Raw genomic sequence first — 23,610 nt, forward strand, 5'->3', positions numbered from 1 at the left:
CAGGGACTGCTCGCCTCCGAGCACGGCGGCCGCACTCGTCCGCACCGTCACGACGGCACCGCGCCCGTGCGCGGCCAGTCCACGGCCTGCCGGCGGGGCCGCGCCGGGTCGCGAGGCGAGACCGCGTGGGGAGCCGGGTACGCACCTGTGCTCGCGCGCTCGCGTGCACGGTCCGTCCGAACAACTGTGGACGCGGCCCGGGAGCGGCTGTCTCTACGGGATGGTGAAGAGGGGAGGGTGTCGGTTGCTTCGAGGAGGCGCCGTGTCTGACGGTTGAGGCCGGTCAGCCGGATCTCGGTGCTCTTCTTCTCGGCGCCGACGCGGGCGGTGATCAGGGCGTTGAGCCGAGGAGGGGGCGGCTGCGCTGGGTGATCATCGGAGGCACTCCGGGGGCTGGGGCTGGGGCTGGGGTTGGCAGGGGTGGGGGAGTGGGTCGGGCCAAGGCCTGGTGCGTGGTCAGTTCTTGCGCTTTTCGTCGCTGTCCGAGCGGAGCCGGTGGGTTTCCTTGCGGAGGTCGTCGACGCGCGTGGCGAGTTCGCGGTGGTGCTCGCGTAGGTCGGGGTGGGTGGCGGTGAGGGCCTCGGCGAGGCGCGCGGTGTCCGGTTGGCCGAGGGCAGCGGTCAGCTCGTCGATCCGGCCGCCTGATCCTGCGGGGAGGTCGCCGAGTCCGAGGATTTGTCCGGCGAGCTGGCGCAGCCGGCCCGCGTTGGTCTCGGCCCAGGCCGCCACGGTGCGGTCGGCGGCGCGTTGATCGCGGACGGACTGTACGCGTTCTTCGCCGGTGGAGCCCTTCTTGCCGGGGCGCAGGCGAAGGTAGCGGCGTTCGGCGGCCTGGCGGGAGGCGACGCCGAGGGGGCCTGCGAGGTCGGCCCAGCTCGCCCCCTGGCCGCGGGCGATCTCGATCAGCCCACTTTCCCAGCCGGCCAGTTGCTCCCGCACTTCGCGCAGGGTGAGCAGTGCGGCCAAGGCGGACTGGCCGGGCTCAGGCGTGGACGGCTCTGGGGCATCGGCTGTCCGGGCGGAGGGGCGGTGGGCGTTCTTCACGGACTGGTCGATGGCTTCCAGGGCCGCCGTGGCGGCCCGGAGGGAAACCGGCTCGGCCGACCGTTCGGCTTCTGTCATGGGCCTCTCCGTCTCTTGTCGTCCTCCGGATGACCTGTTGCTTGTCATCGTTTCGATGACATGCTACAACGGAGGCACGTTGAAGCGCATTGGCAGTTTCTGCCTGAACCAACTGGAGGTGTTTCGCGATGTTGATGCGCACTGACCCGTTCCGCGAGATGGACCGGATCGTCCAGCAGCTGTCGGGCACGTCGGGTACGTGGTCGAAGCCGTCGGTGATGCCGATGGATGCCTACCGGGAGGGCGACGCGTACGTGATCGCGTTCGACCTGCCCGGCGTGAATCCGGAGGCGATCGACATCGACGTCGAGCGGAACATGCTGACCGTGAAGGCGGAACGCCGCCCGGCAGCCAACGCCGACTCCGTCAAGATGGAACTCTCCGAACGCCCCCTGGGCGTCTTCTCCCGCCAGATCATGCTGGCCGACACTCTGGACACCGAGCGCATCGAGGCCGATTACGACGCGGGTGTCCTGACCCTGCGCATCCCGATCGCCGAGCGTGCCAAGCCCCGCAAGATCAGCATCGGCGCCGGATCCGGCCGCAGGCAGATCTCCGGCTGAACGCCCCCGCGGCCGGCCGCGGAGGGCGGGAAAAGCCGATTCCCCCCTCCGGCATCCCGCCCTCCGCACCCTCGACCCTTCCGCCTTCGCCGGAGGTGACGTCATGTCGATCCGCAGGGAAGCGTTCCTGTCCACGTCCACGTCCACGTCCAAGGCCACGGCGCGTACGCGACCGTGGGGCAAGCCGACCGGGTGGCCCGCGTCGTCCCGGCCCTGCTCGGCGCACATCTGGTCGGCACGGTGCGTGCCGAACTCGCCGCCCGACTGCCCCAAACGTACGCGCTGATCCTTCCCATCCGCTACAGGCCGTGGAAACCGCTCTCGCCGCAGCGGTTCGTCCGCGCGACCGCGGCCCGGATGGACGGCGCCACCGAGAGCACAGCCCTGTGGGGGGACATCGGCGCGGTCCTGTCCTGTCCACGGCCGCCGCGGCGGCGGGCGATGACCTCACCGGCGAGTTCCTCCCCAGCTCCCACCCGGCTACACGCCCTCCTTTTCGGCCGCCCCCAGCACGCCTGACCGCCGCCGCCACCACCACCGGCCCGAGGCCGGACACCCTCCGCAGAGAAAGGCAACCGCAGCCATGTACGACCAGCCTCGACCGAACGCCTCCCCGACGGCCATGACGTTCGAACAGATGCTGGAACGCGTGCGTTACGAGGGCGCCTACCCCACCCGAGAGCGCGCCGCGGAAGCCGTCCACCAGGTCCTGGCCGCCCTCGGCCGCCAGGTCACCGGTCAGGAACGCGCCGACCTCGCCCGGTGCCTGCCCATCGAGGCCGGCCTCGCCCTCACCACATCCGTCCACGCCATCGAGCCCCTCACGGGCTGGGGCTTCGTGAAGGACCTTGCCGCCCGTACGGGGGCCACCCCGGCCACGGTCCGCTGGGACGCCGGCGCCGTCCTCGCCACCGTCAAGCGCCTCGCCGGAGACGACCTCACCGCCCGTATCCTGAACCGGCTCCCCGACGGCTGGGCCCTGCTCTTCGGACAGGCACAACTGCGCCGCCGTGAACCGATCGCCGCCTGACCGAATCCACCTGCCGCCCCAACGGGCCCGGCCCGGCAAGGCCGGTGAGATCGGTGCGATCGCGGGTACGTCGGCCGCGCTCGGTGGGCAATCGGCGGAACCCGGCGACGGCGTACCGCTCGGCGATGCCCACTGCACCCCGGGGATCCGTCGTCCCGGCCAGCTCGGCCGTGACGCGACGAAGCCCGGACTGCCGGCCCGTGACCAGCACACCCGCACCCCCTCCGGAGGGTTCGGTCCGGCGGGGACTCCGGCCCGGACCGGCTCACGCCGCAAGGGGCCGAGGCGCGCTCTTTCCGGGGCTTCCGCCAGGGAGGACCATGTGTCGGACCATGTGTCGCGGCTCGCCGGCAACGCACCGGGTGGGCTTCGCCCGTGTCTGCCCGTTTGCAGCCGGTACGGCTACCGTCCCGTTGTGCAGCCGCCGTTCGTGACGGATCCGGAGCATGCCGTGTGCGTGATCTGCCCGGCGCCACGGCTGCCCCGCGCCGCGTTCGTCGCCCACGACCGGCCTTCCCGCGAGTGTCCCTTCGACCCGGCGGACGGATACCGCTACCCGGCCGGCCGCATTCCGGCCTGCGTCCACCCCCACAGACTCGGCGTGGACGCGGACCGCACCGCACCCCGCGCCGACGCCAGTACGGCCCCAGGCGTGAAGCCGCACCACCGCTGATCACGAGCCCTCGCGTTCCGGCGTCCACGGCGCCGTCCCCGGAGTCACCCCCATGCGTCATCCGGCGCTGCGGCCACGGAATCGGCAGGGGACGGTGCGAGGGGAAGCGGTGAGGAAGACGTGTTCCTCCCGCGGGGCCCGGCCCCGGCCTGTCGCCGGCCGGCCGGGCAGTGCCCGGGGCGCGGAGAAGGCGGACGGCGATGGGGATGCCGTCCGCCTTCCGGCTCTGCTACTGCTTGGCGCTGGGGACGGCGAGGGGCTCACCCGGTGCCTTCTTCTTCGCCGCCTCCATCTGCTCGCCGAGTTCGGTGAGGCGGTTGCGGCCCATGGCCTTGCGGACGTCGGGGAACCACTCCTTCTCCTCTTCCTCGACGTGGTGGCGGACGTTCTCCATCAGGACCGACATCTTGGCGTCGAACCGCTCGTCCTCGGGGTCCATGCCCTTCAGCTCGGAGAGCATCCACAGCACCACGTGGTGCTCCTCGACGCTCTCCAGGACGTGGTCCTTGGTGTCGGGGGCGGCTTCGCGGGCGGCCGGGTAGAAGATCTTCTCCTCGATCCAGGTGTGCGTGGTGAGCTCTTCGATCACCTGGTCGACGATCTTCCGCTTCTCGGCGCAAGCCTCCTCGCCGGCCTTCTCGAACTGCTTGAACAGCTTCTCGACCGTCTTGTGGTCTTCCTTGAGCAGCACGATCCCGTCCACGGGCGCCTCGTCTCCTGAGCGTCATCGGTTGACCCGGACGGCCACCGAAGGCGGTCTACCCGCAAGAGGCGCGTCCGGCGCAACCACGTCGACCCGTTGGCCCGCAGGGGTGACGCATCTGCTCCGTACGCCGCGCCGCACGAACGGGAACCCCTTGACCTCGCGGAGCGGGAGTCGCGCGGATGCGGGTGGTCAGCGGTGGGGGTGGCCTTGCTCGGGGTCGTCCTGGGGGGTCTGCCAGGAGTCCTGGCGAGACTGGGTGCCCTGGAGGGGTTCGACGGGCGGCTCGTGCCGTCGGGCCGCGCGCCTGCTGCCCCACCAGAACCCGGCCAGGAGGAGTGCGGCCACGACCACACCGACGATGATGAGCAGGAGCGGGCCCGTCTCCTTCTCGGCGGCCAGGACAGTGGTGGAAAGCATGGAGTCTCCTTCTTGTGCGGGGAGTACGGCGGCTACCCGGTTCCGGTCACCCCATGCAGCGGTGCACCCCGGCGCGATCGGAGAACGGCGGACAGCGCCGTACGGGGTCCGGACCTGCCCTGCCCCACAGCTCTCGTACCCGCGCGGCTCCGGCCGGCCCGTCGGCACCCTCGGTCACCCCGTTCCCTGCGAGGTCGATTACCTCTCTGTGGTGCGAACAAAAATCTGTGTTGGCCGGGGTAGACATTGGGTGTCAGTCTGGTTATGGTTTCTCTCGTAACCAAGAAGGACCGCAGGGCCCGGCAGACACGAACTGCCGGGCGGGCAGGACCGCAGGACCCGTAGTTGCAGTACGCAGAACGGTGCGGTTGTGGAGTGTCGAAGCCATGGCTTTCGCGGGACGGCGACGGGACTGATGACCGGACCGGGTGGCCCGCAGTGATCAGGGGCCGCCGCAGGTGGAAGTACCCGGCAGCGATGTTGGTGAAGTACCTCGGTGAAGGCGTCGGCTGCGGGCGCGCGCACCGGGAGGTTCGGCAGTGGGGTTCCAAGCCAGAGCAGACGCACGATGGGCAACGGGGCTGGCTGCCGAAGTGGCGCTGGAAGAGGCCACCAGCAGTAAGAGCGGTACCCGCCTCACGGCGGTTCGCAGTACCAGCAGTACGCAGTACCCGCTTGGTAAGTAGTTGATGGCCAGAGGGATAGAACGGAGGGGCCGAGCATCATCGGGATCGCCCGGACGCCACGCGAGTCCGGGTACCGCAGGACATCGATAGTGAGGTGGTCTGAGGTCACGCATCCGCGATCCCCGCACTCCCGACGACCTTCAGGTCGGGTGGGCGGAAACAGAAGGCCGGCGCACGATCAGGGCCGGCAGATGGTGTAGCAGTTCCTTCGGGGCCCGGGAGCAACAGCTCCCGGGCCCCTCCACGCGTTCCACAGAGAGGTTCGATGACCGCAGGAAACCCGACCGGCGGGCCGCTCGCCGGGCACCTGGACGACGACGATTTCCCCGCCTACACCATGGGCCGCGCCGCCGACATGCTCGGCACCACCCAAGGCTTCCTCCGCGCCCTCGGCGAATACTGCCTGATCACCCCGCTCCGCTCGCCGGGCGGCCACCGCCGCTACTCCCGCTACCAGCTCCGCATCGCGGCCCGCGCCCGCGAACTCGTCGACCAGGGCACCCCCATCGAGGCGGCCTGCCGGATCGTGATCCTCGAAGACCAGCTCGAAGAAGCCCAACGCCTCAACTCCCAGTACCGCCGCGCCGGCGAGCAGCCCCCACCCTCCGCGGGCTGAAGAACACCTGGCGAGGGTCTCGGGCCCTGTTCCTGCGGGCGGCCGTCGGCGCGGCCGGTCGTGCCGGGGTGATGGTGAAGAAGGCGATGACGCCGGTCCTCCAGCAGGCCCGGCAGGTGGGGCCGGCCGCGAGCGCGGAGTGCCTGACCGGCCCGCTGGTGGCAGACGTATCCGGGGTGGAGCTCGCGGATTCTCCGCTCCGCAGCCGGCGCCTCCACCTGGACGACTCGGCCCGGGTGACGTTGTGCGGGCTGGCGGGCTGGCGGGCTGCCCGGGACGGACGGGTGCGTGCGGCGGGATGCCGGCGCACGACGGGTACCCGCGCGGGCAGGGCCCGGCCGGTGCCCGGATGGCCCCCAACCCGGCCGCGCCCTGTCGGCCGCGCCCTGTCGACCCCGCCCGCACGCCCAGGCCCGCGGAGTGCATCCCGCCCGCCCGCGCACGTCCTGGCCGCCGGGGCGGCCTACGAGCAGAACTTCGGGGAGCGGCTGGTCACCCGGACCGGCGTATCGGGGGTGGATGGGCTGGTCGCCGGGCCCCTGTCCTGCCTGTACCGGCCCAGCTTCCGCGGCCGGACGAAGGCACGCCTCCACGACACCACCGAAACGATCACCGGCGCGATCGCCGCCACCCTGACCCATCCGAAGCCGGTGCCTGCGCCGACATGCTGCCGAGACGTGCCGCATTTCCGGGTCAACTGCGGTGGAGGGCATCAACACAACGCGCCAGCAGACTCTTCAGAGAGTCGCGCTCCTCCGGAGTGAGCTCATCGAAGATCGTGCGGTCGATGCGCACGGTTTCCCGGTCGGCGTGAGCGAGGAGCTCGGCCCCCGCATCGGTGAGACGGACCTCCAGGACCTTGTGGTGCCAGGGGTGCTGCGCCCTGGTGACCAACCCCCGCTCCTCAAGGTTCTGTACCACGGTGAGCCCCACCGTCTTCACTGCTGCCGCTGCTGTCGGCCTCCGCCCCCCTCGCGCGTCGTCAACGTGGCCTCGGTGGGACAAGCGCCCATCGACTTCGACGACGTCATGATGGAACGCGGCCATGAGGGACTCGAAGCGTGCTGCCGGAGCAAACTCGCGATGATCATGTCGACCTCCGGCCTGGCGGAGGAGCTCGCAGCCCTCGGGTGACCGACATGCCCTGCACCCTGCCCACCTCATGGATACGGGAGCGGTGCGCGAGTACGGCCTTGTGTCTCAGGCCGGGACGGACGCGGGGGTGCGGCCCACGATGCGGCTGATCACGGACCCGGGCCTCACGACTGTCACCGGCCCTACTTCGACCGGCTCAGCGAGGCACGGGCTCACGAACAGGCATACGACACTTCCGCCCGCGATCGCCCGCGCCGCGATCACCGATCGGCTCGCCCTCACCTGATCGCACCACCAGGCCCCACCCGTTCGTGACGGGCGGAGCCTCGGTGGCCGAGGGTGGTGCCCGTGGTGCGGGGCGGGCGCCGTCGCGGTGCTGGGGACGCTCCACCGCGACGATGCCTACCGGGCCGCCCCGGACTCGGCCGTCAGCCCACCGGCGCCTGATATCCCCGGCAGCCCGCCTTCTACTGCGGCTTGGCGGCGTCGACGACCTCGTCTGCCGGGGGAGCCTGCGGCTCGACGGGCTTGTTGAAGTCCGCGAAGGAGGTGGTGGAGTTCCCCTTGGCGCCCTTGCCGTCGATCTTGAGGATGTACGGCTCGCCCTCCGTGGCAACGTGGACGGTCAGGGTCTCCCCTTCGGCGGTCGTCTTGGTCAACGTCGCGGTGTTCTGCCCGTTGACCTGGGCGTCGGCGCCCCGAGCCATGCCCTGCCGCTCGGACTTGTCATTGTCGAGGGCCGCCAGAATCGCGTCCTTGTCACAGCCGGCCTGCGCGGCCTTGGCGCCCGATGCGGGCAGCTTGACCCACTTGTCCTTGAAAGCTTCCACGCTCTGCTGCGCCTTCGCCTCGCCGCCCTGCTGCTTGGCGGCCGCTTCCCAGTAGCTTTGGTTGCCCTTGATGAAGGTGTCCGGCCCGATGCGCCGCATCTCGGCCTTCGCGTCCTGCACGGTGTTCGTGCCCTGACAGCTGCCCTTGGTGTCGACGAGGTAGTCGGCCGAGGCCGACTTGCCATCCGCGTTCGTCTCGCTGGTGAGACGCAGCGACTGCGCCTTCTTGGTGGCGGCGACGGCCTTGTCTGCGATCTCGTCCGGCGAACTCCCCGCGAAGGCCTGTTCCTTCCCGCTCTCTCTGTTCTTGCCGTCCGTGGCGGAGTCCTTCGCCCCGGAACAGGAGGTCGCACCGATGGCCAGGGCGGCACATGCGACGGCGGGAAGGAGAATCCCACGGTTGAGCGTCCTAGCTGTCTTCAGCATTTCGGTGTGCTCCCTCGATAGTCAGCAGGACCGCGCTCCGCCACACCAACTCGGTTGCGACGCAACCGAGATGATGGTGGCCGGGCTCCGCTCCGCTGAGTCGGCGTGGTGTGTTTCAGCCCGGATGTCCTGGATCTTGGAGACGAAACCAAGCCCGTGGCCCTCCAGAGCAATTCGCGCCACCTTCGGTGCTTTCCCACCCGTCCCAGAAGTCCCTCACCCGGCGGCGCCCCCGCCCCGGCCCACCCCCGCTCCGGCCCGCGCCCGGCTGCCCGCACCCGCCGCTGTGCCGAGTACCGCCCCGACCGCCGAGCCCGCTCCAGCCGCTGCTGCGCCGGTAGGCCGACGATCCGTGGACGCCGCCCGCGAGTACGGACGCAAAGGGTTCCCGGGGCCCGCTGGCCAAGGGCCTGGACATGCTCCGGGATCTGGACCTCGGCGACCTCACGAATCCCACGAGCAGCTCGGCGGCAACCTGCTCGGGCACGCCACGATCGTCGGGCTCGTCAAGGACGTGCTGGCCGAGACGCAGGCCGGTCTCCTGGGCGCTTCGCGCCCTTGGCCCGTGCTCACCGGGCCGCACGGACCGGATCCGTGGCCAGGGCGGCTCCGCGCGCCTGGTCGGCCTCGCCACCGACACCTCCTGCAAGGAAGGGCGCCTGGAAGCGAAGCGGCGGCTCGGCCGAGGCCTGGCGTCTCGCGGACGCGACCCTCCACGCCTGACGACCCCAGCCCTCCACTCCGGCCGCGCCCCGCCCAGCGGGTGCGTGTCTCCTTGGCGGCGGCCCATTCCCGCCCCCGGCCGCCGCCCGCTGCCTGTCGCCCGTACGGGGTCCGTCCTCCAGTCCCGCCGGGCCAGCTCCGCCCGGTCGTCGCCGTGCCGGGTGACGCCCGGTGTGATCGTGGGCAGGAGCGCGCCGTCGTCGGGGAACGGGGCGAGGTAGGCGTACTGCCGCTGCCAGTCGACGGTCCGTCTGTACGTGCCCGGGTTCCAGGCGGGTCGATCACGGCCGGCTCGGCGGATGGTGGTGAGCCACTGGCCGATCGCCTGGTCCATCGAGGTCACATGCCGCGGCGCGGCAAGGGTCCCGTGCTGCTCGTAGTACGCCTGCGCGACGGTGAGTCTCCCGGCGAAGCCGGCGTCCGGGGTGTCCCACACGATCCCGAGCTGCTCCAGCTCGGCCGCGCGCCGCCCGGTCATGGCCCGGCTCGGTAGGTGCGCCGCCAGTCGGACAACCACCTCCCGAGCGGGTAGGCACCTTCGGTCTGGTCGTACGGGACCTCCAGGTCCCGGGCCCGTTCCGGGTAGCGCCATGCGGCTTCGTAGCCGCGTCGCCATCTGCCCTGCTCCGGGCTTTTGGCGCAGTGCCGCCCGCCGCGCACACGGCGCCCGAAGTCCGCGAGGACCGCTGCCCGGTGCTTCGCCTCGTGCTCTCCGCGCAGCCACCCGGTCCACGCGGATCCGGGATACCGGGCCGGATCGGCAGAGTGAAGCGGCGCGCCACGCGGTCCAGTCCCTCGGCGAACCCTGCGCCTCCACGGTGCGGTGAACTGGTGGTCCGCTCCCGGGGCAGGATCCGCGCGGACGTGGTCCACAAACGGATTGCCGTGATGGGCTTCACGGGCGGGGAACGCACCACCCGCCGGGTCACCCGGGAATCGACGATCTCCGTCGAGGCCGTCCGCTCGTCGGTCCAGCACGAGCTCATCGACACCGGGTCTGGGCACGTTTCCATGGCGACGAGCTGATCGTCACCGCCGTCGACGAGGCCGGCTCCGCCCGCGAGGTCGCCCGCCACCACCGCGGCGAGCCCGGCAGCGCGGTCCTGGACGACGGCCACCACCCGCCCCGCGAGGACAAGGAAGGCGACCGGAGGCCGAAAGCCCCCTCGGCAGAGGAATCCGCGTTCCTCCAGCTCGGGCCGGGTGCCGCGAGCTGGCTGATCGAGGCCGGGGCAGCCGGGGTCCGCCGGATGAAGACGAAGATGGTGGCCGCGATCGCAGCTAACCTCATTCCGTCATGCGCCGCCATGGCCACACCGGGCCGCCCCACCCCACTGCGCCGCGCTCAGGTCCGCTGCCTTCCGCGCACCGGACCGCGGCCTGGCGCCGACCGATCCCTCGTGGATCGCCGCGCTGTCCCGGCGTGCGGTGCTCCCGGCGTCCTGGACGCGCGCCTGCTCCGCCCCGAGCTCATCGCGGAGACATCCGCCGCCCGGGCCGCTGGGCGAGGCAGCGTCGACGCCGCATGGGTGGCGGCTGGGCCGCCCGTGCATCCCCCATGCGAGCTACCCCGTCGTCCACTCACGGGGGATGCCCCGCATGGGAGATCACCTTCTACTTTGGCCGGGTCGGCCCGCCACAGGTGGCGGGCCCGTTTCCCCGGGCAAGGAGTGGTACGTGTCCAGACGGAAAGTTGTTGCCATGACCGCTGCGGCTGCCGCCGCTGTGGGCCTCATATCGTTCTCTCCGCTCAGTTCTCCGGCTTTCGCGGCGGAGTGCTCCACGCCCTACTCCGCTACCGCCGTCTATACGGGTGGCTCCACCGCTTCGTACAACGGCCACAACTGGGATGCCAAGTGGTGGACGCAGGGTGAGGCCCCGTCCGCCGGAGGTTCGGGCGTCTGGGCCGACAAGGGCGCCTGCGGCCCCGGGCCCGGGGACCCGACACCGACACCGACCCCGACACCGACGCCCACGAGCCCGTCCTGCAGCCACCCCGCGTGGATGGCGGGGACGCAGTACGCGACCGGCGCGGTGGTGACGTACACGCTGAACGGGCAGTACTACATCGCCACGCACGACAACCCGGGCTACGACCCGACGGTGTCCACCTGGTTCTGGAGCCCCTACACCTGCACCGGTGACCCGACACCCACCCCGAGCCCGACCAACCCCGGCGACAAGGCACCCGGCGCTCCGGGTACCCCGGCCGCCGGCAATGTCACGGACACCTCGCTGACCCTGAGCTGGGCGGCGGCCACGGACGACAAGGGCGTCAAGAACTACGACGTGCTGCGCAACGGCACGAAGATCACCACCGTGACGGGTACCTCGTACGCGGACTCGGGCCTGACCAAGGCGACCTCCTACAGCTACACGGTCGTCGCCCGCGACACCGCGGACCAGATGGGTCCCGTGTCCGGCGCCCTCTCGGTCACCACCGCCGGCGGTGTGGTCGACCCGGGTGGCAAGGTCAAGCTCGGGTACTTCACCGACTGGGGCACCTACGGGCGCAACTACCAGGTGAAGAACCTGGTGACCTCGGGCACCGCGTCGAAGATCACCCACATCAACTTCGCGTTCGGCAACGTCCAGAACGGCGCCTGTACCGTCGGTGACAGCTACGCCGACTACGACCGTGCCTACACCGCGGCCGAGAGCGTGGACGGTGTCGCCGACACCTGGGAGGACGGCGCCCTGCGAGGCAGCTTCAACCAGCTGCGCAAGCTGAAGAAGCAGTACCCGAACATCAAGATCCTCTGGTCCTTCGGCGGCTGGACCTGGTCCGGCGGCTTCGGCCAGGCCGCGGCCAACCCGACCACATTCGCGGAGTCCTGCTACAAGCTGGTGGAGGACCCGCGCTGGGCCGATGTCTTCGACGGCATCGACATCGACTGGGAGTACCCGAACGCCTGCGGACTGTCCTGCGACACCAGCGGCGCCGCCTCCTACAAGAACCTCATGCAGGCGCTTCGCAGCAGGTTCGGCGGCTCCAACCTGGTCACCGCGGCGATCTCCGCCGACGGCACGAACGGCGGCAAGCTCAACCAGGCCGACTACGCCGGCGCCGCCCAGTACGTCGACTTCTACAACGTCATGACGTACGACTTCTTCGGCTCGTGGGATGCCAAGGGCCCCACCGCCCCGCACTCCCCCCTCACCTCCTACACGGGCATCCCGAAGGACGGCTTCAACTCCGAAGCCGCGATCACCAAGCTCAAGAACAAGGGCATCGCCGGCTCCAAGCTCAACCTCGGCATCGGCTTCTACGGCCGCGGCTGGACCGGAGTCACCCAGGACGCTCCCGGCGGGACCGCCACCGGTCCCGCCCCCGGCACCTACGAGGCCGGAAACGAGGACTACAAGGTTCTGAAGAACACCTGCCCCGCCACGGGCACCGTGGCCGGCACCGCCTACGCGAAGTGCGGCAGCAACTGGTGGAGCTACGACACCCCCGCCACCATCACCTCCAAGATGGCCTGGGTGAAGCAGCAGGGCCTGCGGGGCGCGTTCTACTGGGAGTTCAGCGGCGACACCGCCAACGGCGAACTCGCCAGCGCGGTCCACGCCGGCCTCCAGTAACCAGCCGGTGCGGCCGGGGAGGACGGGGCCGCTTGCTCGTCTCCCCGGCCGCGCCTGTCTGCACTCGTGTGCGGGCTGTTGATGGTCCGGCCCGTCGACGGTCGTCAGACCGACTGCTGCGACCGCCGCGTGCGACGTCGCACAGGGCATGACCACATTGCGAAGAATGGAATTCGTGCTGTGCTCGACCTCCCGATGACCATCCTGGCCTCCGACGGAACACCGCTGGCCGGAACCCTCACTCTTCCCGACGGGCCGGGGCCCTTCCCGGCCGCTCTGATGCTGCAGGGATCGGGTCCGCTGGACCGCGACGGCAACACCCTCCGCCTCCGCATGGACCTGGGACCGTCGCTGGCCTCCGCTCTGGCAGCCGCCGGGATCGCATCCCTGCGCTACGACCGTCGCGGAACCGGCCGCACCCCCGGTTCCTGGCGCGACAGCGGCTTCACCGGCAACCGTGAAGACGCCGCCGCCGCTCTTCACGCACTGGCCGACCGACCGGAGATCCAGGCCGATTCAGTGAGTATCGTGGGCCACAGTGAAGGAGCTGTGCACGGCATGGCCATCGCAGTACATGAGCGGGTCTGTGCGGTCGTGCTGCTGGCCGGCTACGCTCGGACGGGAGAGTCCGCACTGCGCTGGCAGATCCGCTCGCTGACGGCAGGCCTGCCCGCGCCGGCCCGAGTCCTCGGCAGGGTGCTGGAGCCGGCAGGTCAACGGGCGCTGGAGCGGGTGCGGTCAAGCTGCACGCCTACGGTGCAGATCGCGGGGAGCGTGGTCAATGCCCGCTGGATGCGGGAAATGCTTGTCCACGACAGCCGCCATGACCTGGCGGCCATCCCGGTGCCGGTCCTCGCCGTCACCGGCGACAAGGACATCCAGGTCGACCCTGACGACCTGGAGGAGATCAGCCGTCTCGTGCCGGGTGAGGCGGAGGTGCACTGGCTTGAGGGTCTGACGCACCTGCTGCGGCGCGACCCGGGCCGGCACACGATCCGCTCCTACCGAGGTCTCCTGAAGCAGCCGGTCGACGCCCCCACGCTCCAACTCATCGTTGGCTGGCTGGCCCGCCACCACTGAGACAGGCTATGCGCTCACCGCCAGGAGGCCGTGAACGCCGCTGTGCTGTTCAGGCTGGTTCACCTCGGCGAGGCAAGCTCCCCGTGGGCAGTCACCGCGCCGGCACGCACGCGGATCCACGATCGAGCAACCCGACCTGGTGGCGGCCACGGACTGGGAGGCGGGAGAGGCCGGCCCGGGAGTGGCGTCCACCTGCTGCGGGTCGGCTGGAAAGTCATCAGCAGGTTCGCCGACGGCGATCATATGATCCTCGCCGAGCACGCTGAGCGGTCCCCTTGCCGCCCACGAAGTGTCCGACCACGAGAGGAGTGTGGCCGGTCCGGTGCTTCTGGACGCCACACGGGCCCGCCGCGCCACCGGCCCTTCTCGTGATGGTACCTGGGGCGCCGGCAGTCCCGGCCCCCGACGTCCGTAACCAGATCCTGGCACCTGAAGGGCCGGTGGCCGGAGCAGCGCGTGCTGGCGGACGCCCCGGCACGGGCAGCCGGCCATACCGGTGGAGGTGAGCCGGCCCGGGGGTGCCGTACCAGGAACGGTCCATTCCCGTGTACCGTCCGGCCCTGCAAAGCCCTGGAGACGCGGCCGGCCCAAGCGGCTGGCCATAGCCGCCCAGGGCGCATCAGCACGGCTGCCGACCGAGACCACGCCATCCACCTCGCCTGCCCAGACCTGGCCGAACGCGCCATCCATCAGGCTGCCGGCCAGATCCGCCACGGGGCATCAGCCGAGCCCAGCTCGCGCAGCGGCCCTCCAGGCCGCCACCATGGCATGTGATGGCCCCGCTCCGGCGGCCCACGCTGCGGGCCGGCTTCGAAGTGAAGAGCCCAGCAGCAGCTGAGGATACGGAGCACCCGTTGGCGGAGCCGCTGCAGTCGAGGATCCGCGCGCAGCTGCTCGGAGAACCGGACTTGCCCCAGCCCCGCCGATATCCCGCACGAAGACCAGGCGCTGGGCTGCTTACAACTCCCTTGTAAATTGGCCCTGTTACTGAATATCGCAGGCTTGCCATCCCCCGAGCGAGCTATCCCGGACACCCCCTGCCGGGTGACGTCAGATAGCAGCGCCCTCTTGTTGACTCATCGCAGTCAGCAGGTCGAGCAGCCAAGGACAGAGCCATGTACAGCTCCCCCCGTTTCACAGCACATCGTTCTCTTGCCCACAAACGCGCCGCACGCCGACGGATCGCCGCTGGGCTCGTCGTCGCCCTGACCGGCGGCATGCTGGTCGGGTGCGAAGGCGGCGCTCCGGTACCCGCCAGGACTTCGTCCTTCACCGGGCCGAGGCCGGCCAGTGGCAGCCCCCAGGCCGCCGACCCGGGCGGGCAAGAGGGCAAGGGCAAACGCATCACGTGGGGTGCCTGCCCGGCCCCCGCCGCCGGGCAGACCCGCAACTCCGAGCTGCGCTGCGCAACCCTGGCGGTGCCGCTGGATTACCAGCAGCCGCGCGGCCCCAAGATCAAGGTGGCCGTCTCCCGGCTCGCCGCCACCGGCCGTGGGCAGCGGCACGGCGTCCTGCTGCTGAACCCCGGCGGCCCGGCGCTCGGCGGGCTCTCCATGCCGGAGACGATGGCGCCTACACTGCCCGCCTCAGTGCGGGACCAGTACGACCTCATCGGCTTCGACCCCCGCGGCGTCGACCACAGCACCCCGCAGAGCTGCAAACTGCCGAACCCGTCCGTCGCCGCGATGTTCCCCTACCCGGCCGCCGACGGCTCCATCGGCAAGAACGTCACCCTGGCCAAGTCCTACGCCCGCAAGTGCGCCGACGCGATCGGCAAGGACCTGCGTCACTTCACCACCGCCAACACCGCCCGCGACATGGACCGCATCCGCGAGGCGCTCGGCGAGCAGAAGGTCTCCTACTGGGGCCAGTCGTACGGCACCTACCTCGGAGCCGTCTACCGCTCGCTCTTCCAGGACCGTACCGACCGGATGATCCTGGAGGGCAACGTCGACCCCACCAAGGTCTGGGACCGCGAAGTCGCCGACAGCTGGGGCCAGGGCATGGCCGAACGCTTCCCCGACGCCGCCCGTGCCGCCGCTGCGCAGGACTCCACCCTCAAGCTCGGCGCGACCCCGGAGCAGGTCACCGACACCTACCTCGCCCTGGCAGGCCGGCTCGACCGCACCCCCGCCCCGCTCCCCGGCGCACCGGTACCACTGGACGGGGCGCTGCTGCGCAACGTCACCTACGCGCTCCTCCTGCACGACGAGACGCTGCCGGTGGCAGCCCGATTCTGGCGGGCTGCCACCGACGTCGCCGACGGCAAGCCCACCGAGGCCGACGCCGCAGTTCTGAAGGAGGTGCTGGCCCAGCCGCCGGCCCCCCAGGACATACCTGCGGACAATCAGGCCACCATGTTCATGGCCCTCACCTGTGGTGACGCCCAATGGCCCAAGGACGTCGACGGCTACGCCACGCGCACCGCCGCCGACCGGAAGAAGTGGCCTCTGACCGCCGGCATGCCCGCCAACATCTGGCCCTGTGCCTTCTGGGACAAGCCCGCCGAGAAGCCCGTCGCCCTGACCACCGGCCCCCGCAACACACTGATCCTGCAGAACCGCCGGGACAACGCCACCCCCTGGGCCGGCGGCCTCGGCATGCACAAGGCCCTCGGAGCAGGTGCCGCCTTCGTCGGCGTCGACAACGGCGGCCACTACGTCTACAACGCAGGCTCCGCCTGCGCCGACCAGGCCACCGTCACCTTCCTAACCACAGGCCGCCTCCCCGGCCAGGAGACCACCTCCTGCAGCGACGTGAAGGTGAAATGACCCAGCCCGCCGGCTCGGCCTCACGGCCGGCCGGCACGCAGGACGATCCGCACGAGCACTCCGTGGAGCGACGACGAGACACGCGGCATCGGCACCGCCCGCCTGGATGCGCTGCTCGAACGCTGGGCGGGCGGCTCTGACTGGGGCGTGCACGAACGCCGTATCGCCGCACTCCCCTGGGCGACCGTCCAGGCAGGCGGCAGCCAGACGCGAGTGATCCACCAGCGGTCCCCGGATCCCGGCGCCCCCGTGGTCGTACTGCTGCACGGCTGGCCGGACTCCGTCCTGCGCTTCGAGCGCGTCCTGCCGCTGCTCCCGGACCTGAACGTGGTGGTGCCCGCCCTGCCGGGCTTCCCGTTCGCGGCCCCGCTCACCGAGCCCGGAATGTCGGCGAACCGGATGGCCGAGATCGTCGCGGACGCCCTCGACGAGCTGGGGCACTCCCGGTACACGCTTTCCGGCGGCGACGTGGGCGGCACCGTCGCGGAAATCCTCGCAGCCCACCACCCGGACCGGGTTCCCGCCCTGCACCTGACGAACGTTGCCCCGCAGCGGGCCCTCACCGCGAACCCGACGCGGCTCGCACCCGACGCAGCCGCCCACCTCCAACGGGCGGCACAGTGGTTCCGCACCGAGGGCGGATACATCGCCGAGCAGGCGACGCGGCCGAACACCCTCGCCGTCGCCCTCGGCGACTCGCCCGCCGGCCTCGCCGTCTGGATCGTCGAGAAACTGGAAGCCTGGTCCGACCAGGAGACCTTCACCGAGGACGAGCTGCTCACCTGGGTCACCGCCTACTGGGTCACCGGCACGATCGGCACCTCGTTCGCCACCTACGCCGTGCCGGTCACCCTCCCCGAACGCATCGACACGCCGACCGTCCTCTCCGTCTTCCCCCACGACCTCAAGCCCGAGCCCCGCAGCTACGCCGAAACCCTCCTGAACATCCGCGACTACGTCCAGCACGAGGCCGGCGGGCACTTCGCGGTCTGGGAACAGCCTGCAGCCTATGCGGACGACCTGCGCCGCGCAGTCGAGCGGGGCAGCTGAGGGGCGGACCCGCAGAGATGGTCCGATAGGCCATGGCTGGCGGGCGCTGACGGTGGATTTGTATCCTGAATCCTCCTCCCGCGGGTACGTAGCCCCAAGAGGGCGTCGAAACCGGCTCCGGAAATGCCACCGAGCCTCGGCCCTTGCCCCCCCCATGACGCGGACCTTCGCCTACCGACCACCCCTGGAACTCGTTCACGGAACTCCTGGCAGAGCCGTGTGCTCGATGAGAGCCGTCATCACCGCGGGCGGACTCGGCTTCCGCGTTCTGCGCCGCATCAGCCCTCTGGCATCCACCAGGCAACCCTGCCGAGCGTCATGGCACTGAGGCGCCGTCGGGCAGCCAATCGAGAATGCCCCGCGATGCTGCCGGCCGATCGTCGGCGGGAAGCATCGCGGGGCATTGTGCCTGGTGTGCTGAGGTGTTACAGGGGGTTAGTGTTGGTCCAGGCCCAGACGGAGCCGTTGGCGGGGCCGATGTCGATGTAGTCCTCGCGGCCGTCGCCGGTGACGTCGGCGAAGACGACCTGCTCGAAGGAGACGCCGACGCCGGAGGCGACCTCCCCGATCGGGTTCCAGGCCCAGCCGGAGTCGGAGGCGGCGGAGGGACCTCCGTTGATCCAGGCGCGGACCGAGCCGTTGTCCCTTCCCATGACGAGGTAGTCGGCCCGGCTGTCGCCATTGATGTCGGCCATCCGCACCAGGGAGCCGAGTTCACCGGCTCCTGGGGCGATCCTGCCCAACGGGTCCCATCGCCAGCCTCCGGAGGAGCCGGGGCCGGCGTTGTGGAAGGCGCTGATGTAACCGTTGGCACCACCGCCGATCAGCAGCAGGTCGGCCCGGTGGTCACCGTCGATGTCCGCGAACCCGACGATGTCCGCTGCCGGCAGCGGGGGTCCGATGAGGCCGAGGTGGTTCCAGGTGGGTGTGCCGGCCGGGTTGTCGCTGCCGTTGAGCCAGCCGGCCATCCGGTAGTCCCCGGCGACCTTGATGTAGTCGTCGCGGCCGTCGCCGTTGAGGTCGGCCAGGTGGTAGGCGCTGCGCGGCCCGGGAGGGTCGGCGCCGGGCTGCGGGTCGGGGCTGATGGAGGCCCCGTACCCGGAGGCGATCATCCCCTTGGTGAACCAGTTCGGTGCCCCGAGCCCGCCGCCGTCCCCGGTATCCCCTCCCGGCGGGGGCTTGACCCAGCCGGCCACCTCCACCGACTGGATGCCCTGGTAGAAGATGTCGCCCATCTTCCGGTAGCCGCTGTCGTTGGGGTGCATGAGGTCTGCCAGGTCGGAGACGTTGACGGGGTCCATGTCGACCATCCACACGTGCTTCCCGGCATTCCGCCGTTCGGCCACCACCCCGGGAATCGAGTTGTTGTAGGCGGCGATACGACCCTGCACGACCGGGTCACGGGCGGGCACCAGGGTGGATACCACGACGGCCACATCGGGCTGGTCACGCACCACCCGGTCGATCAGCTCGCCCAGGCGTCGCGGTGCGCCCCCTGGGTCGCGGTTGGTGTTCATGTCGTTGGGATCGCCCCGTCGTGCTGGGAGCCGACGAAACTGGTGACCGTCTGGGTCTGGTTCTTCAGGTCCTCCCACAGCTCGCGGCGGTAGCCGGACCCGTCCGAGCTGCCGGCACCGAAGGTGATGGAGTCGCCCAGCGGCAGGATCCGCAGGTCGGGCGGCTCGGCCGCGGCCCGCATGGTGCCGACCTGGACGGCATAGTGATCGGCCTGCTCTCCGTTGCGGCGTACGACCGGAAGGTCGTTGATCTGCTCCGAGGACAGGACCCAGTCGAGCTCACGGCTGCTCTGCTGCGTGGGCAGGCCGGTGGCGTAGCGGTAGGAGTTGTCCGGCTGCGCGAAAGTCCCTGGCTCTGTGTTGAAGTCTGCTCCGATGGTCCAGTTCCACCCCTGGCCATTGTCAGCCATCGCCCGCGCATCGCGGGCGCGTCAGCCGCAGAACCGGACAGTGCGTGAAAGGAGTAATACCACTCGTTACCCAAGCGGATGCCGAGCGCATTGCGGGCCGTAGGCGCGCCGTTGTGATTGTCGATGATGCGGATATCATCCGCCCTCTGCCGGGTCACGATAGCCAGATTGTTGCGATTGCCGATGTAGTTGCCACCGTTCGGATCGGTCTGCAGAAAGCAAATGTGGAACTGTTCACGGTTACGGCCGTCGGCGTGGCTCCATCGATGGTGCTGGATGTACCCGGATCTGCCGGGCGCGTTCGGATTCAGGACGATGTTCTCCACGAAATCGCCGGGCAGTTCAGGTCCGGCCTCCTGAACCATGACGACATCAGCCGCTATCGCATAGTTCCTGACCGTGTTGAACCACTCGCTCGCCCTCGCCCGTCGTATCCCCCTGAAGGTTGTACGTGATCACCCCCGTCGTCCTCAGAGAGCCGGCATACGCCGGAGCAGCTTCGCCAAGGGTGACGGTCAATCCGGCCAAGAGTGCCAGTACCAACGTCGCGGCGGCCGATGCTGCCCTAGGGCGCGCCCCTGCGGCTGGCGGGCGGCCCCGGGCTATCCCATGACGTGGCGAGGGGCGGGGTCTGGGAAAACGCAAGCGAGGTCCTTGCTTTCGGTTTGTGGAATCGCCTGCAGGCAGCGTCGGCAGGAGTATCCGCCCGGCAGGAGGCGGAGCCTCGTTGTGAACGCAGGCGGGGAGGGGCCGACGCAGGACACGAAGCGGCCATCGCGAACCTGTGCCGTGACGACGCTACGAACCCCGCCCCCTGGTGTGCATCCCCCGCGCGTGGACACCGCCTGTAGCTTGCTCGGGGGATGCGCCCAGGCGGCACGACGTCCATACGCGGGCCGAACACCAGCAGCATCTGCGGACCTCTCCCCGGCGTCTGCCGAACCACCCGCTCCCTGCAGAGCTGCGCGAGCCGCAGGCTCTCCGAGCCCAGCCCGGCCGACGTGTGGCCGGCCTGCTCGTTGACGGGATACCGGTTGCCCGTGCCCCGTCGGCGACGGGCAGGACGCCGTTGCCACCCCGGGGCAGCACTCCGGGCCCGCCGGCGGAGGCTGGGCTGGGACCGCAGGAAGCGGCGGTGGCATGGCTGAGGGTGTCGCGCATCCCCCGTGAGAGCTATGGGAGATGTCCCGCTACGGGTGATCCGCTGCCGGAGTCCAGCTCCTAGCTTGGGGTTCAGGCCGCCGCCCGTGTGGCCGTGATGACGAGAGGGCCCGTGATGAGCGAGTCGACCACCACGCAGCACTGCGAGGGGAGCGGTCCTGGCCGAGACGGTGACGGCCGCGTGCGCCGGATGCTGCGTGCTCCGCTGGGCTGGATGCTGATCGGTCTGGTGGGTGTCGGCCTGGTCTCGGGGCTGACCGCCGAGGGCCCGGGGCCCATTTTGTTGTTGGGGGCGGCTGCTGCGGTCGGCGTGTACTGGCTCGTCATGCGCCGTCTTGCACACCGCGCGGTGCCGGAGATTGCCCGGCGCGACGCCGGCCGCGAAGTTCTGCTCGGCAGTGCGCTGGGCCTGGGCTTCGTCCTCGTCTCCACCCTGCTGATCACGATGGTCGGCGGCTACTCGTTCTCCTGGGCCGACGACGGCTTCTTCGGCGTCGTCTTCGGGGCGATCGTGGTGCAGGTCGCCGCAGCAATCACCGAGGAACTCATGTTCCGCGGCCTGGCCCTGCAGGCACTGGAAAGGATGTGGGGCAGTCGGGCCGCCATCGTGATCACCGGCCTGTTCTTCGGCCTCGCCCACCTGGGCGCCCCCAACGCCACCGCATGGAGCTCCCTGGCTATCGCCCTGGAGGCCGGCGTGATGCTGGGTGCCGCGTTCCTGTGGCGGCGCAGCATCTGGTTCGTCGCGGGCGTGCACTTCGCCTGGAACCTAACCGTGCAGTTGCTCGGCATCCCGGTCTCCGGACACCCCTCCGAAGGCCTGTTCACCGTCGAAGTGGACGGTGGGGCATGGCTGACCGGGGGTGGGTTTGGCCTGGAAGCCGCCTTGTTGACCGTTGTGGTCGGCGTACTGATCGCGGCCCGCCTGCTCTCCCTCGCCGGGCGCAGTGGCAGACTCCTGCCCCGCAGGTCCGCACGCCCCCAGCCTGTGACCGGAGGAGACAGCTATGACGTTCCGTCAGAGAGTGGGGAGACGGGCCTTCCTCGCGGCGTGGAGTAGGTTCTGGGGAAGGCGAAACGTCCTTGTCAGGGATGGCGTCTTGGCTTGCTCCTATGGCCTGGTTACCCTCCTCATACCGGCCCTGTCCCACATCGGGGCGCAGATTGGGGATCTCCCACCGCGTCCCGTAGGCATCCTGGGGATCGGTCTCGTCCTTGCCCAGGCACTGCCGCTGGCCCTTCGGCGCCGTAACCCGGCCCTCTGCCTGATCCTGGTGGCCTGCGCGTTCGCCGCGCACCAGATGCTCGGCTTCGCAACGACGTTCACCAGTCTGGGACTGTATCTGGCTCTTTTCTCCGCCGGAGCCCACCAGGCGGCCTGGCGTCACCGCCTGGCCGCGGGGATGAGTGCGGGATACGTCGCACTGGCGCTGGCCCTGAAGGGAATCGGGTCACCGCAGAATGCCGCGGCCTTCGCCACGTTCTGCCTGTTCCTGGCCGCCTTTTGGATAGTGGGGAGCACGATGCGCGCACGACGCGTACAAGAAGCGCACCGCCACCGGCTGGCGGGCGAGCTGGCCACGGCGGCCGAGCGGGCGAGGATCGCCCGCGAACTGCATGACGTGGTAACCCACCACGTCACCGCCATGGTCATCCAGGCCGACGCCGCCCAGTTCGTCCTGACCTCCGCTCCCGACAAGGCCGCGGAAGGACTCACGGCCGTGAGCGGCACCGGCCGTCAGGCCCTGACCGAGCTCCGCTACCTCCTCGGCGTGCTGGAGGCCACCGGCGACGGCGCAGCAGACCACCCGGATGAGGCCCAGCGGGCACCCTCCCTGGGCCGCGTCCAGGACCTGGTCATACAGGCCCGAAGGTCCGGACAGCCCGTGGACTTCGATGAACAGGGCATACCGCGCGAGCGATCGGTGGACGTGGAACTGGCCGCCTACCGGGTCGTCCAGGAAGCCCTGACCAACGCACTCAAACACGCACCCGGCTCGGCCACAGCCGTCACCGTCGAGCACGCTGAGGAGCACCTCGAAGTCACGGTCACTACCGCCGCACCCGCCCTGGCACCGGCCACCGCTCCACCCGCCGCCAGACCCGTACCTGTCCCGGGCCCTGCGGGCGGCCGCGGACTGGCCGGGCTGTACGCACGAGTACAGATGGTCGACGGCCGGCTCCATGCCGGAACCATGTCCCAAGGCGGGTTCCAAGTCCACGCCGTCATCCCGTTCAAGCCCGTCCAGGAGTAGCCCGTGCCCGACGCGTCTGTCCCCATCCGTGTACTCGTCTGCGACGACCAGGCACTCGTACGCATGGGCTACAGCACCATCTTCTCCGCGCAGCCCGATCTGGATGTCGTCGGCGAGGCCGAGAACGGACACGAAGCCGTCCAGGCCGCACAGCTCCTCCGCCCCGACGTGGTCGTCATGGACATCCGCATGCCCCTCCTCGACGGTATCCAGGCAACCCGCCAACTCGCCGGCCCCGACATTGTGAATCCCCCGAAGATACTGGTCGTCACCACCTTCAACGTCGACTCCTACGTCTACGACGCACTCCGCGCGGGCGCCAGCGGCTTCCTCCTCAAAGACGCACCCCCCGCAGCCATGATCAATGGCATCCGCACGGTGGCCCGCGGCGAAGCCCTCCTCGCCCCGGCCGTCACCCGCCACCTCATAGGCCACTACGCCCAGCACCTGCAACCCGCCGACAGCAACAGGGCGGGGCGGGAAGACGTCGTCCGAGCGCTCACTCCGCGCGAGCTCGACGTTCTGTGCCAACTCGCCGAGGGACTTTCGAACACGGAGATAGCCGAGGAGCTGTTCATCGCACCCGAGACCGTCAAGACCTACGTGTCCCGGATCCTCACCAAACTCGATCTGCGTGACCGCGTCCAGGCCGTCGTGGTAGCCCACCGCACCGGACTGGTCTCCCACACCCTCTGAATCTGCGAGCTCACGGCTGCGCCTCTCTGTTCGAGCGCGCGGCATCAGCGGCTCCGGGTAGCGGGAGCCGTCGGGAGGCCGCAGGGCGGCGGCGCTGCGTCAGGACACCCGAATGCCCCGGCGTAAACGGAGGCACCTACGGGATGCCTGGTTGAGGTCCCGCTCCGGCACCACAGACCTGGCCGCCCGCACTTGGGACTG

At 70.2% G+C, this 23,610-nt stretch carries 22 protein-coding genes and 2 pseudogenes; 15 read left to right on the plus strand and 9 right to left on the minus strand.

Annotation, left to right across the window (positions count from 1 at the left end; all coding sequences use genetic code 11):
- Positions 1–456: 456 nt before the first annotated feature.
- On the minus strand, positions 457–1,122 hold the full coding sequence (locus ACGFXC_RS35660) for an HSP18 transcriptional regulator (RefSeq protein WP_393719078.1): 666 nt from the start codon (positions 1,120–1,122) through the stop codon (positions 457–459).
- A gap of 128 nt (positions 1,123–1,250) precedes the next feature.
- Between ACGFXC_RS35660 and ACGFXC_RS35665 the strand changes: the two genes are divergently transcribed.
- The 4 genes and pseudogenes from ACGFXC_RS35665 (at position 1,251) to ACGFXC_RS35680 (ending at position 3,388) form a co-directional block, all read left to right on the plus strand.
- Complete coding sequence (locus tag ACGFXC_RS35665) at positions 1,251–1,685, plus strand: Hsp20/alpha crystallin family protein (RefSeq protein WP_393719079.1); 435 nt, start codon at positions 1,251–1,253, stop codon at positions 1,683–1,685.
- 103 nt (positions 1,686–1,788) lie between these two features.
- Positions 1,789–2,204, plus strand: a pseudogene (locus ACGFXC_RS35670) (DUF2267 domain-containing protein).
- Between the two features lie 64 nt (positions 2,205–2,268).
- Positions 2,269–2,715 carry a DUF2267 domain-containing protein gene (locus tag ACGFXC_RS35675; protein WP_393719080.1) on the plus strand — a complete coding sequence of 149 codons (447 nt, stop codon included), beginning with the start codon at positions 2,269–2,271 and terminating at the stop codon, positions 2,713–2,715.
- 415 nt (positions 2,716–3,130) lie between these two features.
- Positions 3,131–3,388: a hypothetical protein gene (locus ACGFXC_RS35680; protein ID WP_393719081.1), complete on the plus strand. Its 258-nt coding sequence runs from the start codon at positions 3,131–3,133 to the stop codon at positions 3,386–3,388.
- Between the two features lie 229 nt (positions 3,389–3,617).
- Here the strand turns inward: ACGFXC_RS35680 and ACGFXC_RS35685 are convergent, their stop codons facing one another.
- Together ACGFXC_RS35685 and ACGFXC_RS35690 are read right to left on the minus strand one after the other, a co-directional pair.
- A complete protein-coding gene (locus ACGFXC_RS35685) occupies positions 3,618–4,091 on the minus strand; it encodes a hemerythrin domain-containing protein (RefSeq protein WP_393719082.1) in 474 nt (157 codons plus the stop codon).
- A gap of 192 nt (positions 4,092–4,283) precedes the next feature.
- Complete coding sequence (locus tag ACGFXC_RS35690; protein WP_393719083.1) at positions 4,284–4,511, minus strand: DUF6479 family protein; 228 nt, start codon at positions 4,509–4,511, stop codon at positions 4,284–4,286.
- 951 nt (positions 4,512–5,462) lie between these two features.
- On the opposite strand from ACGFXC_RS35690, the gene ACGFXC_RS35695 reads away from it, so the two are divergent.
- Positions 5,463–5,813, plus strand: a complete 351-nt coding sequence (locus ACGFXC_RS35695) for a MerR family transcriptional regulator (protein WP_393719084.1) — start codon at positions 5,463–5,465, stop codon at positions 5,811–5,813.
- A gap of 693 nt (positions 5,814–6,506) precedes the next feature.
- On the opposite strand, the gene ACGFXC_RS35700 is transcribed toward ACGFXC_RS35695, so the two are convergent.
- Positions 6,507–6,755: a MarR family winged helix-turn-helix transcriptional regulator gene (locus ACGFXC_RS35700; RefSeq protein WP_393719085.1), complete on the minus strand. Its 249-nt coding sequence runs from the start codon at positions 6,753–6,755 to the stop codon at positions 6,507–6,509.
- A gap of 54 nt (positions 6,756–6,809) precedes the next feature.
- On the opposite strand from ACGFXC_RS35700, the gene ACGFXC_RS35705 reads away from it, so the two are divergent.
- Positions 6,810–6,947, plus strand: a complete 138-nt coding sequence (locus ACGFXC_RS35705; protein WP_393719086.1) for a hypothetical protein — start codon at positions 6,810–6,812, stop codon at positions 6,945–6,947.
- A 428-nt stretch (positions 6,948–7,375) separates the two neighbouring features.
- Here ACGFXC_RS35705 and ACGFXC_RS35710 read toward each other — a convergent pair whose 3' ends face one another.
- The 3 genes from ACGFXC_RS35710 to ACGFXC_RS35720 form a co-directional block, all read right to left on the minus strand.
- Positions 7,376–8,164, minus strand: coding sequence for a hypothetical protein (locus ACGFXC_RS35710; protein ID WP_393719087.1), 789 nt, complete (start codon positions 8,162–8,164; stop codon positions 7,376–7,378).
- A gap of 115 nt (positions 8,165–8,279) precedes the next feature.
- The gene (locus ACGFXC_RS35715; protein ID WP_393719088.1) at positions 8,280–9,479 is read right to left on the minus strand and encodes a helicase associated domain-containing protein; all 1,200 of its coding nucleotides are present in this window, start codon (positions 9,477–9,479) and stop codon (positions 8,280–8,282) included.
- Complete coding sequence (locus ACGFXC_RS35720; RefSeq protein WP_393719089.1) at positions 9,362–9,865, minus strand: helicase associated domain-containing protein; 504 nt, start codon at positions 9,863–9,865, stop codon at positions 9,362–9,364. Before ACGFXC_RS35720 ends, ACGFXC_RS35715 begins: the two co-directional genes overlap by 118 nt.
- Here ACGFXC_RS35720 and ACGFXC_RS35725 point away from each other — a divergent pair.
- From ACGFXC_RS35725 to ACGFXC_RS35745, 5 genes and pseudogenes are all read left to right on the plus strand, one after another.
- Positions 9,782–10,164, plus strand: a pseudogene (locus ACGFXC_RS35725) (IS21 family transposase); the annotation flags it as partial. The gene ACGFXC_RS35720 and the pseudogene ACGFXC_RS35725 overlap by 84 nt on opposite strands.
- A gap of 424 nt (positions 10,165–10,588) precedes the next feature.
- Positions 10,589–12,469, plus strand: a complete 1,881-nt coding sequence (locus ACGFXC_RS35730; protein WP_393719090.1) for a glycosyl hydrolase family 18 protein — start codon at positions 10,589–10,591, stop codon at positions 12,467–12,469.
- 180 nt (positions 12,470–12,649) lie between these two features.
- Positions 12,650–13,549, plus strand: a complete 900-nt coding sequence (locus ACGFXC_RS35735) for an alpha/beta fold hydrolase (RefSeq protein WP_393719091.1) — start codon at positions 12,650–12,652, stop codon at positions 13,547–13,549.
- Between the two features lie 1,115 nt (positions 13,550–14,664).
- Positions 14,665–16,320 carry an alpha/beta hydrolase gene (locus ACGFXC_RS35740; RefSeq protein WP_393719092.1) on the plus strand — a complete coding sequence of 552 codons (1,656 nt, stop codon included), beginning with the start codon at positions 14,665–14,667 and terminating at the stop codon, positions 16,318–16,320.
- 45 nt (positions 16,321–16,365) lie between these two features.
- A complete protein-coding gene (locus tag ACGFXC_RS35745) occupies positions 16,366–17,370 on the plus strand; it encodes an alpha/beta fold hydrolase (RefSeq protein ID WP_393719118.1) in 1,005 nt (334 codons plus the stop codon).
- Between the two features lie 425 nt (positions 17,371–17,795).
- Here ACGFXC_RS35745 and ACGFXC_RS35750 read toward each other — a convergent pair whose 3' ends face one another.
- On the minus strand, positions 17,796–18,887 hold the full coding sequence (locus ACGFXC_RS35750; protein ID WP_393719093.1) for an FG-GAP-like repeat-containing protein: 1,092 nt from the start codon (positions 18,885–18,887) through the stop codon (positions 17,796–17,798).
- Positions 18,884–19,297 carry a hypothetical protein gene (locus ACGFXC_RS35755; RefSeq protein WP_393719094.1) on the minus strand — a complete coding sequence of 138 codons (414 nt, stop codon included), beginning with the start codon at positions 19,295–19,297 and terminating at the stop codon, positions 18,884–18,886. Before ACGFXC_RS35755 ends, ACGFXC_RS35750 begins: the two co-directional genes overlap by 4 nt.
- A 113-nt stretch (positions 19,298–19,410) precedes the next feature.
- On the opposite strand from ACGFXC_RS35755, the gene ACGFXC_RS35760 reads away from it, so the two are divergent.
- From ACGFXC_RS35760 to ACGFXC_RS35775, 4 genes are all read left to right on the plus strand, one after another.
- Complete coding sequence (locus ACGFXC_RS35760; RefSeq protein ID WP_393719095.1) at positions 19,411–19,752, plus strand: hypothetical protein; 342 nt, start codon at positions 19,411–19,413, stop codon at positions 19,750–19,752.
- An 821-nt stretch (positions 19,753–20,573) separates the two neighbouring features.
- Complete coding sequence (locus tag ACGFXC_RS35765; protein ID WP_393719096.1) at positions 20,574–21,518, plus strand: CPBP family intramembrane glutamic endopeptidase; 945 nt, start codon at positions 20,574–20,576, stop codon at positions 21,516–21,518.
- 40 nt (positions 21,519–21,558) lie between these two features.
- Positions 21,559–22,713, plus strand: a complete 1,155-nt coding sequence (locus tag ACGFXC_RS35770) for a sensor histidine kinase (protein WP_393719097.1) — start codon at positions 21,559–21,561, stop codon at positions 22,711–22,713.
- Positions 22,714–22,716: 3 nt separating this feature from the next.
- Complete coding sequence (locus tag ACGFXC_RS35775) at positions 22,717–23,409, plus strand: response regulator (protein ID WP_393719098.1); 693 nt, start codon at positions 22,717–22,719, stop codon at positions 23,407–23,409.
- The last annotated feature ends 201 nt before the right edge of the window (positions 23,410–23,610 follow it).

Source organism: Streptomyces sp. NPDC048507 (genome assembly GCF_043199995.1).
Classification (GTDB): domain Bacteria; phylum Actinomycetota; class Actinomycetes; order Streptomycetales; family Streptomycetaceae; genus Streptomyces.

Excerpts from the sequence above, each read along its gene's own strand:
- ACGFXC_RS35660 (WP_393719078.1), bottom strand. The coding sequence starts at position 1,122 with ATGACAGAAGCCGAACGGTCGGCCGAGCCGGTTTCCCTCCGGGCCGCC.
- ACGFXC_RS35665 (WP_393719079.1), top strand. The coding sequence starts at position 1,251 with ATGTTGATGCGCACTGACCCGTTCCGCGAGATGGACCGGATCGTCCAG.
- ACGFXC_RS35675 (WP_393719080.1), top strand. The coding sequence starts at position 2,269 with ATGTACGACCAGCCTCGACCGAACGCCTCCCCGACGGCCATGACGTTC.
- ACGFXC_RS35690 (WP_393719083.1), bottom strand. The coding sequence starts at position 4,511 with ATGCTTTCCACCACTGTCCTGGCCGCCGAGAAGGAGACGGGCCCGCTC.
- ACGFXC_RS35695 (WP_393719084.1), top strand. The coding sequence starts at position 5,463 with ATGACCGCAGGAAACCCGACCGGCGGGCCGCTCGCCGGGCACCTGGAC.
- ACGFXC_RS35710 (WP_393719087.1), bottom strand. The coding sequence starts at position 8,164 with ATGCTGAAGACAGCTAGGACGCTCAACCGTGGGATTCTCCTTCCCGCC.
- ACGFXC_RS35715 (WP_393719088.1), bottom strand. The coding sequence starts at position 9,479 with ATGGCGCTACCCGGAACGGGCCCGGGACCTGGAGGTCCCGTACGACCA.
- ACGFXC_RS35730 (WP_393719090.1), top strand. The coding sequence starts at position 10,589 with ATGACCGCTGCGGCTGCCGCCGCTGTGGGCCTCATATCGTTCTCTCCG.
- ACGFXC_RS35740 (WP_393719092.1), top strand. The coding sequence starts at position 14,665 with ATGTACAGCTCCCCCCGTTTCACAGCACATCGTTCTCTTGCCCACAAA.
- ACGFXC_RS35750 (WP_393719093.1), bottom strand. The coding sequence starts at position 18,887 with ATGAACACCAACCGCGACCCAGGGGGCGCACCGCGACGCCTGGGCGAG.
- ACGFXC_RS35755 (WP_393719094.1), bottom strand. The coding sequence starts at position 19,297 with ATGGCTGACAATGGCCAGGGGTGGAACTGGACCATCGGAGCAGACTTC.
- ACGFXC_RS35765 (WP_393719096.1), top strand. The coding sequence starts at position 20,574 with ATGAGCGAGTCGACCACCACGCAGCACTGCGAGGGGAGCGGTCCTGGC.